Source organism: Flavobacterium branchiicola, assembly GCF_018383905.1.
GTDB lineage: Bacteria > Bacteroidota > Bacteroidia > Flavobacteriales > Flavobacteriaceae > Flavobacterium > Flavobacterium branchiicola.
The window spans coordinates 124,711-137,535 of the sequence record NZ_JAGYWA010000008.1; the positions used below are offsets into that span (position 1 = coordinate 124,711).

The 12,825-nt window shown below is 35.8% G+C and carries 10 protein-coding genes; 8 read left to right on the forward strand and 2 right to left on the reverse strand.

All coding sequences use genetic code 11. The features are described 5' to 3' along the window. Position 1 precedes the first annotated feature (1 nt). The 4 genes from KHA98_RS19675 (at position 2) to KHA98_RS19690 (ending at position 7,795) form a co-directional block, all read left to right on the forward strand. Positions 2 to 1,507 (forward strand): cellulase family glycosylhydrolase, encoded by a 1,506-nt coding sequence (locus tag KHA98_RS19675; protein ID WP_213259614.1) that lies wholly within the window; start codon positions 2 to 4, stop codon positions 1,505 to 1,507. 113 nt (positions 1,508 to 1,620) lie between these two features. Next, a complete protein-coding gene (locus KHA98_RS19680; protein ID WP_213259615.1) occupies positions 1,621 to 3,567 on the forward strand; it encodes a sialate O-acetylesterase in 1,947 nt (648 codons plus the stop codon). Positions 3,568 to 3,576: 9 nt separating this feature from the next. After that, positions 3,577 to 5,076, forward strand: coding sequence for a family 43 glycosylhydrolase (locus tag KHA98_RS19685; RefSeq protein ID WP_246522448.1), 1,500 nt, complete (start codon positions 3,577 to 3,579; stop codon positions 5,074 to 5,076). A 310-nt stretch (positions 5,077 to 5,386) separates the two neighbouring features. Further along, positions 5,387 to 7,795 carry a glycoside hydrolase family 95 protein gene (locus KHA98_RS19690; protein WP_213259616.1) on the forward strand — a complete coding sequence of 803 codons (2,409 nt, stop codon included), beginning with the start codon at positions 5,387 to 5,389 and terminating at the stop codon, positions 7,793 to 7,795. 308 nt (positions 7,796 to 8,103) lie between these two features. Here the strand turns inward: KHA98_RS19690 and KHA98_RS19695 are convergent, their stop codons facing one another. Continuing rightward, the gene (locus KHA98_RS19695; RefSeq protein WP_213259617.1) at positions 8,104 to 8,649 is read right to left on the reverse strand and encodes a CvpA family protein; all 546 of its coding nucleotides are present in this window, start codon (positions 8,647 to 8,649) and stop codon (positions 8,104 to 8,106) included. Between the two features lie 314 nt (positions 8,650 to 8,963). Here KHA98_RS19695 and KHA98_RS19700 point away from each other — a divergent pair, with 314 nt between their 5' ends. The 4 genes from KHA98_RS19700 to KHA98_RS19715 all read left to right on the forward strand — a co-directional run bounded on the left by KHA98_RS19700 (position 8,964) and on the right by KHA98_RS19715 (position 11,588). Beyond that, the gene (locus KHA98_RS19700; RefSeq protein ID WP_213259619.1) at positions 8,964 to 9,320 is read left to right on the forward strand and encodes a hypothetical protein; all 357 of its coding nucleotides are present in this window, start codon (positions 8,964 to 8,966) and stop codon (positions 9,318 to 9,320) included. Between the two features lie 125 nt (positions 9,321 to 9,445). After that, positions 9,446 to 9,958 (forward strand): hypothetical protein, encoded by a 513-nt coding sequence (locus KHA98_RS19705; protein WP_246522449.1) that lies wholly within the window; start codon positions 9,446 to 9,448, stop codon positions 9,956 to 9,958. A gap of 113 nt (positions 9,959 to 10,071) precedes the next feature. Continuing rightward, positions 10,072 to 11,091 carry a phenylalanine--tRNA ligase subunit alpha gene (pheS, locus tag KHA98_RS19710; protein WP_213259621.1) on the forward strand — a complete coding sequence of 340 codons (1,020 nt, stop codon included), beginning with the start codon at positions 10,072 to 10,074 and terminating at the stop codon, positions 11,089 to 11,091. 89 nt (positions 11,092 to 11,180) lie between these two features. Then, positions 11,181 to 11,588 carry a hypothetical protein gene (locus KHA98_RS19715; protein ID WP_213259622.1) on the forward strand — a complete coding sequence of 136 codons (408 nt, stop codon included), beginning with the start codon at positions 11,181 to 11,183 and terminating at the stop codon, positions 11,586 to 11,588. Positions 11,589 to 11,748: 160 nt separating this feature from the next. Here the strand turns inward: KHA98_RS19715 and KHA98_RS19720 are convergent, their stop codons facing one another. Beyond that, complete coding sequence (locus KHA98_RS19720; protein WP_213259624.1) at positions 11,749 to 12,744, reverse strand: NAD(P)H-dependent glycerol-3-phosphate dehydrogenase; 996 nt, start codon at positions 12,742 to 12,744, stop codon at positions 11,749 to 11,751. Between the last annotated feature and the right edge of the window lie 81 nt (positions 12,745 to 12,825).

The following is a 12,825-nucleotide window of genomic DNA, read 5'->3' on the forward strand; positions in this document are numbered from 1 at the left end:
GATGAAAAAGACAATTAAAGATTATTTGTTAAGCATCGTTTTATGCTTTGCTTTTTTGGGAGTTTTGGCTTGTAGTTCTGAGAAAGATACAGAACCGGAAGCGATGGTTAAATCACTTACAGCAAACACTGCTAAAATTGATTTTGAAAGTAAAGAAAGCGTCTTCGATATTACTGTAAATTCAGAGGCTTCCTCCTGGATAATTACCAGTTCAGAAACTTGGGCAAAACCAAGTGTAACTGCCGGAGCCAAAGGAACCGTTTTGGTAAGAGTTACAGCTGAAGAAAATACCGGAACAGCGATTAGAACAGCTATAATAACTTTAACGTCAAGTGAAGCAAAACCAGTAACAATTTCGGTTTCGCAGGCAGCGGCAACAGTTAGTACAGGTTTATATCCAAGTTACAATACAAATCCAATTGCAGCCGATGCCTCAGGAATGGGAAGTACAGCTGTACAACTGGCAGCAAAAATAAAACTGGGCTGGAACATAGGAAACACCATGGAAGCAACAGGTGGTGAAACTGCCTGGGGAAATCCAAAAATTACCAAAGCCCTGATTGATGCCGTAAAAGCAAACGGATTTAACGCAATCAGAATTCCATGTTCATGGAATCAGTATATGGCAAATAGTACAACAGCACAATTAAAAACAGACTGGTTAAACAGAGTAAAAGAAGTAGTTCAGTATTGTGTTGACAATGATATGTATGTTGTCGTTAATATTCACTGGGACGGCGGCTGGCTGGAAAATAATATTACCGAAGCTAAAAAAGAAGAAAATAATGCCAAGCAAAAAGCCTTCTGGGAACAAATTGCAACGCACTTAAGAGGTTTCGACGAACATTTACTTTTTGCAAGTGCAAACGAACCAGCTGTTGAAGATGCAGCACAAATGGCAGTTTTAACGTCGTATCATCAAACCTTTATCGATGCTGTTCGTTCAACCGGAGGAAAAAACGCAAATCGTGTTTTAGTAGTTCAGGGACCAACAACAGATATCGAAAAGACAAATAAATTAATGACTACATTGCCTGTAGATAAAGTGGCAAATAAAATGATGGTCGAAGTGCATTATTACACACCATGGAATTTTGCCGGTTTAACCAAAGACGAATCATGGGGTAAAATGTTCTACTACTGGGGAACAGGTTTCCATTCTGCAACAGATACAGAGCGAAATGCAACTTGGGGAGAAGAAGCCGATTTAGAAAAGAACTTCAAATTGATGAAAACTCAGTTTGTAGATAAAGGAATTCCGGTTCTTTTAGGAGAATTTGGAGCAATCCGTAGAACAACATTAACCGGAGATGCACTCACTTTACATTTAGCTTCAAGAGCCTATTATTTAAAAACAGTGGTAAAAACAGCAAAAGCAAATGGTTTACTTCCGTTTTATTGGGATGAAGGAAGCCTTGGAGACAATGGTTTCGGAATCTTTAAAAGAAGCGATAATACCGTTTTTGATAATCAGGCTTTAAATGGTTTAATCGAAGGATTACAATAAATAAACTTTTAAAACCATATAAGTGATATAAGATATTTTAAGTTTTGAAATTATTCATTTCTTAGATTTACTTATATCACTTATATGGTTTTTACTATTTAAATTTAAAAAAAATGAAAAAAGCAATAGTCTTTATTTTGCTGATATGTACTGTAATTGCTGAGGCTAACGTAAGAATGCCTTTGGTGTTTTCTGACGGAATGGTATTGCAGAGAAACAAACAAATTCCGGTTTGGGGATTTTCTGATGCAAACGAAAATATCGAAGTACATTTTAACAAACAAATAAAGAAAACACAAGCCGATAAAAACGGAAAATGGACTCTTAATCTGAATGCTGAAAAAGCAGGCGGACCATTCGAATTAATTATTATCGGAAAAAATATAATTAAGATCAAAAATGTTTTGGTTGGTGAAGTCTGGATTTGCAGCGGACAATCTAATATGGAATTTCAGGTTTATAAAACCATGAATGCCGAAAAAGAAATCAACGATTCAGATTATCCAATGATTCGTCATTTTGGCGTTGCGCAGGATTTAAGCGGAACTCCAAAAGACGATTTAAAACAAGGAAAATGGGAAGTTTCAAGTAAAGAAACAGTTGGTAATTTTACAGCAGTAGGATTTTATTTTGCCAGAAAACTTTATGCAGAATTAAAAATCCCAATCGGAATCATCAATACTTCCTGGGGCGGAACTAATGTTGAAACCTGGACAAGCCGTGAAGCTTTCGAAAAAAGTGAGCAGTTTAAAGATATGATTGCTAATGTTCCAAGTGTAGATATCAATGCAATTTTCGAAGTCTATAAAAAATCAGTTCTGGACAATCTTAAAAAAGTGCAGGGATTTGAGGTTTCCATGGAAAACGAAAATCAATTTAAAGAAGCCAATTTTCAGGATAAAAACTGGCCGGAAATAAAAGTACCGTCTCTTTGGGAAAATCAGCAAATTGGTAATATCGACGGAATTGTCTGGATGAGAAAAACAATTGTTTTAACAGCTGAACAAGCCAAAAAAGAAGCCGTTTTGCATTTAGCAAAAGTAGACGACGAAGACAAAACTTATGTAAACGGAATTGAAGTTGGAACCAATAATCTTTGGGATAAACAGAGAGTTTACAAAATTCCGGCAAATGTGCTGAAAGAAGGAACAAACGTAATCGCAGTTAGAATTACAGATTACAGTGGCGGTGGTGGAATTTATGGCGATCCAGCCGATTTAAAAATCGATTTTAAAGACTCTAATTTAGCCTTAGACGGACTTTGGAAATTCAATGTTGTTCAGGTAAAAATCGCCGTTTCACCAAACAGTTATCCTTCATTATTATACAATGCCATGGTAAATCCGTTAGTTCCTTATGCAATCGAAGGTGTTTTATGGTATCAGGGAGAAGCGAATGTCTGGAGAGCAAAACAATACAAAACAGCATTTCCGTTAATGATCAACGATTGGAGAACCAAATTCAAACAAGGCAACTTTCCATTCTATTTTGTACAGTTATCCACTTTTGACGAATTCGGTGGAAACAGTCAAAAAGGAAGTCGTTGGGCAGAACTTCGCGAAGCACAATCTGAAACTTTAAAATTGCCAAATACCGGAATGGCTGTTACAACCGATATCGGAAACGCAAAAGACATTCACCCAACCAACAAACAAGATATTGGTTTGCGTTTGGCGGCAATCGCCATGAATAATATTTATGGAAAAAAGCAAGTTCATAGTGGGCCAACTTACAAATCTCAGGAAATTAAAGGAAACCAAATTGTGCTGACTTTCGACAACATCGGCATCGGATTATCAACCCCAAATAATTCAGAATTAAAAGGATTTGAAATCGCAGGTGAAGACAAAGTTTTTCATTCCGCAAAAGCGATAATTAAAGACAATAAAATAATCGTGTCAAGCGATCAGGTTCAAAATCCTGTTGCAGTACATTACGGCTGGGCAGATGACGATACCCAGATAAATCTTTTCAATAAAGAAAAATTTCCGGCGTCGCCATTTAGAACCGATAATTGGGAAATGATAACCGCAAACGAAAAATACAGCGTAAGCAAATAAAAAGAAATCATGAAAAAAGTAATTGTTCTCTTTATTGGTTTCATTTCTATCGGAATCAATGCACAACAACAAAAAGCAAATGCAGGTGAAGGATTTTATCAAAACCCAATATTTGCGGGAGATTACGCCGATCCGTCTATAATTAGAGATGGAGAAGATTATTATATTGTACATTCTTCATTCAATTATTATCCGGGATTATTAATCTGGACTTCCAAAGATTTAGTGAACTGGAAACCTGTTACGCACGCACTTAAAAAAAGCGTAGGTTCAGTCTGGGCGCCAGATTTGGTCAAGTACAATAATAAGTTTTACATCTATTTTCCGGCAAACGAAACCAATTATGTAGTTTGGGCAGATTCTATAAACGGGCCCTGGAGCGATCCGGTTGATTTGAAAATCGGAAATATCGATCCAGGACATTTTGTAGACGAAAAAGGCAATCGCTATTTGTATTTCAGTAACGGAAATTATGTTCCGTTATCCAAAGACGGTTTAGCCGTTTCCGGAGAAGGAAAACACGTTTACGATGGCTGGAAAATTCCATCAGAATGGTCGATCGAATGTTTTTGTATGGAAGGGCCAAAAGTAATGAAACGCGGAGATTATTATTATCTAACGGTTGCAGAAGGTGGAACGGCAGGTCCGGCTACAAGTCATATGGTAATTTCGGCAAGATCAAAATCACCTTTAGGACCTTGGGAAAATTCACCTTATAATCCAATTATCAGAACAAAAGACAGTTCAGAAAAATGGTGGTCAAAAGGACATGCTACAATAATTGACGACGTAAACGGAAAATGGTGGATGGTTTTTCACGGCTACGAAAACGGCTATTATAACATGGGGCGACAAACCCTTTTAGAACCTGTTGAATGGACGAATGATGGCTGGTATAAAAGTCCGGAAAACATGAAAACCGAACAACCAATAAAAAAACCTGCGAGTAAAAACATAAAAAATAACTTCACACTTTCTGATGATTTTTCAGCTTCAGAACTGAAATCGCAGTGGCAATTTTTCAACGAATTTGATGCACAAAGATTTAAACTAACAAAAAACGGACTTCAAATTAAAGCCAAAGGAAAAGGAATAGGGGAGAGTTCGCCACTTTTATGCACACCTCCCGATCATTCTTATTCAGCAGAAGTTGAAGTAGAAATTGAAGGCAATGCCACCGCAGGACTTATTCTGTTTTACGACAGTAAATTGTACACCGGAATTGCAGCCGATAAAGAAAATGTTTTAGCCATATTGCGCTCATGGCAGTTTCCGACTGAAAAAGGCATTAATAAAACCCATTTATTTCTTCGTTTAGAAAAGAAAGAACAACTCGTAAATATGTTTTACAGCATCGATGGAAAAGAATGGAAAAAGATCGAAAATTCTGCCGAAGTATCCTCCTTTAATCACAATGTGCTAAGTGGTTTTATGAGTCTTCGTTTAGGACTTTCAGCAGTTGGCGATGGTCAGGTTACATTTAAAAATTTCGTTTATAAAGGGAATTAATTATATTTAGGAGCAAAATAATTATTTGGGCGTGACCGTATCCCGATAAGTGGGCAAACAATCTTTACGCTTATTCGCCCACTTATAGGGATGCGGTCGGGCTATCCGCGCTACTTCGGTAGCCAGCTCCTATCCCTCACGCATATAGGACATAAGAGATTTTATTATTCTCACATGTTTTTAAGACCTGTCAGGATAACCAAAAATGTTCCGTTAGGAACATCTGGTCGGTAGTTGAAATCCGTTGGTTAAAGAAATTGCAAGAATGTTCCATAGGAACATCTGATTATTAACATTAAAAGAAAACCCAATGAATTCAAGTTTCATGAAGAAAACATTTTTCATCTTGCTTCTAACATTTTACGGAACAACAATTTCGGCACAATCCAGTCATGTTTTATGGTACAAACAACCCGCAGAATTCTTTGAAGAGAGCTTGGTTTTAGGAAATGGAAAAATGGGAGCAACGGTTTTTGGTGGCATAAATTCAGATAAAATCTATTTGAATGATATTACACTTTGGTCTGGCGAACCAGTAAATGCCAACATGAGTCCCGAAGCGTACAAAAATATTCCGGCAATTCGCGAAGCACTTAAAAACGAAAACTACAAATTAGCCGAAGAATTAAACAAAAAAGTTCAGGGAAAAAATTCAGAATCTTATGCTCCGTTAGGAACATTAGAAATCAATAATACTGAAAAAGGAAAAGCAACAAATTATTACAGAGAACTTGATATTTCGAACGCAACTTCAAAAGTGACTTACGAAATGGACGGCGTAAAATATACACGTGAATATTTTGTTTCGGCTCCGGATCAGGTAATGATCATCAAATTGACAAGCAGTCAGAAAGGCGCTTTAAATTTTGATATTAGTTTAAAGAGTTTATTAAAATCGGAAGTTACGGTTAGAAACAACGTTTTAATAATAAACGGAAATGCGCCAATTCATGAAAACGCAGGTTATAAAGTTCTTCCAAAATACTTGGAAGTTCAGGAAAGAGGAACAAGATTCACAACTTTAATTCAAGTCAAGAAAACCGACGGACAAATTACAAGTTCCAATTCGACTTTAACTTTAAAAAATGCCTCAGAAGTTGTAATTTATGTTTCGGTGGCGACAAGTTTTAATGGTTTTGACAAAAATCCCGCAACCGAAGGTGTAAACGAAGTAGCAATTGCAGCGCAAAACCTGAATAAAGCCTTTGAAAAACCATTCGATAAATTAAAAGAAAATCATATTGCAGATTATCAAAAATTCTACAATCGAGTCGATTTAGATTTAGGAAAAACAACTGCGCCCGATTTACCAACAGACGAACGTTTATTGCGCTACTCTGACGGAAAAGAAGATAAAAATCTGGAAATTTTGTATTTCAAGTACGGCCGCTATTTATTGATAAGCTCTTCGAGAACTTTGGGAGTTCCAGCCAATTTACAAGGACTTTGGAACCCGTATTTAAATCCGCCGTGGAGTAGTAATTATACCATGAATATTAATCTGGAAGAAAATTACTGGCTGGCAGAAAACACCAATCTTTCAGAAATGCATGAATCACTTCTGAGTTTTGTAAAAAATCTTTCGGTAACCGGAAAAGTTACAGCTAAGACTTTTTATGGTATAAACGAAGGCTGGGCGGCTGCACACAATTCTGATATCTGGGCAATGACTAATCCCGTAGGACAATTTGGAAAAGAAGAACCAATGTGGGCGTGCTGGCCAATGGCAGGAGCGTGGTTAAGCACACATATTTGGGAACATTATACGTTTACGAAAGATCAGGAGTATTTAAAAAAAGAAGGTTATCCGTTGATGAAAGGAGCCGCACAATTTTGTTTGGGCTGGTTAGTAACAGATAAGAACGGAAATTTAATTACATCACCTTCTACATCACCTGAAAATCAATATAAGTTGGCGGATGGTTTTGTCGGAGCCACACTTTACGGAGGAACAGCAGATTTGGCAATGATTCGTGAATGTTTTGATAAAACCATAAAAGCTTCAAAAGTGCTAAATACCGATGCTGATTTTAGAGAAAAACTAGAAAAAGCATTAGCAAAACTTTATCCGTATCAAATTGGGAAAAAAGGAAATTTGCAGGAATGGTATTTTGATTGGGAAGATGATGAACCAAAACACCGTCATCAATCGCATTTATTTGGGCTTTTTCCGGGAAATCATATTACGCCGGAGAAAACTCCTGATTTAGCGGAAGCATCAAGAAAAACGCTTGAAATAAAAGGCGACGAAACAACGGGATGGTCAAAAGGATGGAGAATCAATCTTTGGGCAAGACTCTGGGACGGAAATCGTGCGTATAAAATGTACCGTGAATTATTGCGCTACGTAGATCCTGACGGTAAAAAGACAGAAAAACCAAGAAGAGGGGGCGGAACCTATCCGAATTTATTCGACGCCCATCCGCCATTTCAAATTGATGGTAATTTTGGAGGCGCTGCTGCCGTTGCCGAGATGTTGGTTCAGTCAGACGAAAACGAAATTAGATTGCTTCCTGCTTTACCAGATGCCTGGGAAGAAGGTGCTGTAAAAGGAATCTGCGCCCGTGGCGGTTTTGAAATCGAAATGAACTGGAGTAATAAAGAACTGCAAAAAGTAGTTGTTAGTTCTAAAAAAGGAGGAAAAACAACTTTGGTTTTTGGTGATAAAAAACGAGAAATCGTTTTGAAAAAGGGAGAAAAACAGGAGATTAGCTGGTAACTACAAATATTGCTTTTGAAAACGAATGTCACCCTGAGCGAAGTCGAAGGCTTGATTTACGTTATAGGGCTTCGACTCCGCTCAGCCTGACAATCTATATTAAACCCGACAGGTTTTGCTATTAGAATAAGCTCCAGTGGAGCAAAATGTTTGTAGAAAAAACAAACGTTCAAAATAGAAGAGCTCCAGCGGAGCGATATATTTATCGTTAATAGAATTATATATCGCTCCGCTGGAGCTCTTTTGAATTTAGACGATTTAAATTCTATAAATATTTCGCCTCGCTGAGGCTTTTTAAAACAAACAAATTATTCTTTACCTGAATTTTCTTTTTCTTCAGGTTTCTCTGAGTGCTCTTTTTTAAAACTCTCGTACCATTTTTCTATAGAAGGATACACAAAAGCAGCCACTTTTTTTACCGGATTGTAGAAAATAGATTTATCTAAAGTTTCCTGCTTGGCAAAAGTATTGTTGAAGTTTATTTTTTCGAATAAAGCAATAAAAATACTCAGGATCAAAATGGTTTTTAAAACCCTGAAAAAACCACCGCCCAATTTGTTCATCCAGCCCAGCATGGCAAAATCGGCAATTCCGGTTAAAATTTTAGCCAGGAAATAAACGCCAATTACTACAAGAATAAAAGTTAAGATAAAAGCCGTAATCTGAATGTTGGTAGGATTCCATGACACATGTTTCGAAATCATACCAGTCATTAAAGAAGAAAATTTAATAGCCAGATAAATTCCAAGTAACAAAGAAATAAAAGAAGCAACTTCTACAAATAGTCCATTTTTTATCCCCAGATATAAACTATATCCAAAAAGTGCAGCAACAATAATATCAAAAAGACTCATGGTTTGGTTTTGTGTTTAATGAGGCGCAAAGATATATCTTTTTTTAGGTTCAAAGGTTCAGAGTTACAAAGTGACAAAGGCTTTCATCTGCTAAACATAAGGTTTTAAACAGATAAAATAGAAAATTCAATAAAAAAAATGATTCTTTCAATCACCACTATGTTTGTTTAAATTAGTGAAACGCCTTTTACGCAAACCTAAACTATGATTCTATGTGTTTAAATTTTTTAAGGGCATTGAATTTGAAGTCCGTATCTTTGCCAACTAAAATTTATGTTTTGAAATTTACAATTCATAATTCACAATTATAAAAAATGTCTAGAGATACACAATTAAAAGAGCGCTGGGAAAAGCTCGTCGATATACTTTCAAATCAATTTTCTCAAGGAGAAGATTTAGATTTGGATGCCATAATTTACCTAATCGGAGTTCAGGAATTCGGAAAAGTACACCGCGAATTCAAAAAAGATGAAAAACTGAACCTGATGCATATTGCAATTTGCCGATTATTGGAACCATACGGTTTTTACGAATTCGAATATTTTGACGAAGACGGCTGGCCGCATTATAAAGTAAAAGAACAATTACCATCATTGAAAGCCGGTGAACAATCGGTTTTAATGAAAGAAGCAATTGTGAGTTATTTTTTAGAAAGAAAATTTATTGAATAGTTTTTTTTAGTGATCAGTATTCCGTCTTTTTTGTGTTCCGTCTTGTACTGTAAACTATGACTTAATAATGTGCTGACCACTAAAACTCTGACCACTGATTACAAGAAAATATGTGCCGATACGCAATGACTTCCTATAAACCTCATTATGCTTGTTTTAATTGTCGAAAAACATTTAAAAGAAGACTTAAAGGAGATATTAAAAAAGGAGAAGAATCACTATTTGAAGCCAAATGCCCGCAGTGCGCAGAATTTATGGCAAATATGGGACTGGATTTTGAATCACCAAAAAAAGACGATGTAAAAAAATGGGAACATATTAAAAGCTTATATTCAGTTGGAATTACATTTCATTCCTGTGGATGCAGCGGACCAGGATATATTCCGAATTCAAAAGAGAAATTAATTGAATATTTTGAAAAGCAGAAACAAAGCTATTTGAAAAATCTTGATTTCTGGCGCAGCAGAATTGAACCTCAAAATAATAAAGAAAGAGATAAAGACTGGAATAAAAACTGGGCAGAACTAGGTCATGTAGCATCTAAAAACAGAAAAGAAATTGTTGAAAATCAGGAAGGAATTAATCACTGGCTGAGTAAAGTGAGGGAAATTGAAAATAGAATGAAACTCATCAAGTAGTTAAAAATTCCTGTGATTCTTTCAATAGGATTGCAAAATTCTTAAAACTGCAATCGTGACTAACGACTTTCAACTAAAAAGACTAAATTTGTATTCATAAGAACTGAATGAAAATGATAGATAAGATAAAACTACATATAGAGGAAGCGAAGGCCTTTAATGATAAAAACAAAGAATCTTTAGAACAATTCCGTATTAAATATTTAGGTAGTAAAGGATTATTGAAAGAACTTTTTAATGAGTTTAAAAATATTCCAAACGACCAAAAAAAGGACTTTGGACAAGTTATAAATACTTTGAAATCGGTTGCCGAAGAAAAAGTAAGAGCTATTCAGGAAGAACTTGAGAGTAAAGAAGAAGTAAAAGGTGTTTTTGGCGATTTAACACGTGCGGCAGAACCGGTAATTATTGGTTCCCGTCATCCTATTTCAATCGTTAAAAATCAGATTATAGATATTTTTGCCAATATTGGATTCAATGTTTCGGAAGGTCCGGAAATTGAAGACGACTGGCACAATTTCACCGCATTAAACTTACCGGAATACCATCCGGCGCGTGATATGCAGGATACATTTTTCATTCAGACAAATCCTGATGTGTTATTGCGTACGCATACATCATCGGTTCAGGTGCGTTATATGGAAAACCATAAACCGCCAATTCGTACTATTTCTCCGGGACGTGTTTTTCGTAATGAAGCAATTTCATCTCGTTCGCACTGTATTTTCCACCAAGTGGAAGGATTGTATATTGACAAAGATGTTTCATTTGCCGATTTAAAACAAACATTGCTTTATTTTACTAAAGAAATGTTCGGAAAATCTAAGATTCGTCTTCGTCCGTCTTATTTCCCATTTACAGAGCCAAGTGCCGAAATTGATATTTATTGGGGATTAAAAACCGAAACGGATTACCGTATTACAAAAGGTACAGGATGGTTAGAAATTGGAGGCTGCGGAATGGTAGATCCAAACGTTCTTAAAAACTGTGATATCAACCCGGATGAATACAACGGATTTGCTTTTGGAATGGGAGTAGAGCGTATTGCAATGCTTTTATACCAAATTGGAGATATTCGTATGTTTTATGAAAATGATGTTCGTTTCTTAGAGCAATTTAAAGCAAATATTTAATATAAGTCAAAAAGTCATAAAGTCGAAAGTTGAAAGTCCTAGTAATGGCTTTTGACTTTTGACTTTCGACTTTTAAACTTTAGACTAACATGAAAAAAGATATAGTAATTCCGGAAGTCGAAAATGTGTTTCTTGCTGCAGTGCAGGAATGGAGCGACGATTTTATGGAAAAAGTATGGTATGCTTATTTAGTAAACGATAGCGACTTTAATTTAGACAGCGTTATGGTAGTTTCAAAAGCATTTGGAACAATCGACGGTGAAATGAAAAAAACATCAATTCTGCGTCATGCATTTGTTGAGGTTCCATCAGTTTCTGTAGTAAAAATCGAAATGATTGAGAAAAGTCTTTTAGTGATGAACAATGAATTTATGGTGACGTTTTTTATTGGGAATACTTTATACGACAAGAAATTTACGTTCAAATCTAACCTAATCAACGAAAACGATACGGAGGAAGTGCCGATTTTGTTTGTTGAAGGGATTATGGTGAAGTAGAGAAAAGAACATAGAGAATAGAAGCAAGAGCAAAGACTTTTGTGATAAAATAAAAAAGAGCCAAACTGAATTCAGTCTTGGCTCTTGCTTCTTTCGTCTATTTTCTCAAAAGTATTCAGTCTTTGTTCTTTCTTCTATTCTCTATTTTCTAAAAAAACAACTAGTCCAAAGACTCCGTTAATTTCTTAAAAACAGATTTAGCATCTTTTCCTTCGTATAAAACAGCATAAACAGCATCGATAATAGGCGTTTTTGCACCGTAACCCTGATTTAATTTATAAGCACTTTTTGTTGCGTAATAACCTTCGGCAACCATGCTCATTTCCATCATGGCACTTTTTACGGTATATCCTTTTCCGATCATGTTTCCGAACATTCTGTTTCTTGAGAAAACAGAATATCCTGTAACCAATAAATCGCCTAAATAAGCAGAATCATTAATGTTACGTTTCATTTTATGAACTTTTCGGATGAATTTTTTCATTTCCCGAATTCCGTTACTCATCATAACCGACTGGAAATTGTCTCCATAACCTAAACCATGTGCAATTCCGGCAGCGATGGCATAGATGTTTTTAAGCATTGCGGCGTATTCTGTACCGATAATATCATCAGAAATTTTAGCTTTAATATAATTTCCCGAAAGTGATTTAGCAACTTTACTAGCTTTGTCCGGATCACCGCAAGCGATTGTTAAGTACGAAAGTCTTTCTAAAGCTACTTCTTCAGCATGGCAAGGACCTGTAATTACTCCGATGTTATAATATGGAATGTCGTATTGAATATGGAAATGTTCACCAACAATTAAACTGGTTTCCGGCACAATTCCTTTAATGGCTGAAAAAATGATCTTATCAGACAAAGAAACCGTCATATTTTTTAATTCGGCATCTAAAAAAGCAGATGGAATGGCAAAAATGATATAATCGGCGTATTCTATTGCCTCGTTTATATTGCTTGTTAATTTAAGTTTTTTGGTGTCGAATTCAACAGAACTTAAATAGTTTGGATTGTGTTTGTATTTCTGAATATGTTCGATTGCAGACTCATTACGCATGTACCACGCAATTTCTGAAAGATTCACGCATAACATCTTTGCAATTGCCGTTGCCCAGCTTCCTCCTCCAATCACTGCAAATTTTAAATTTTCGCTCATTATTTTAATAATTTAAAACAAAAGTACTTAATAATGTAGTAATAACACAAAATCTCATTTAAGAAATTTACAAAACGACTT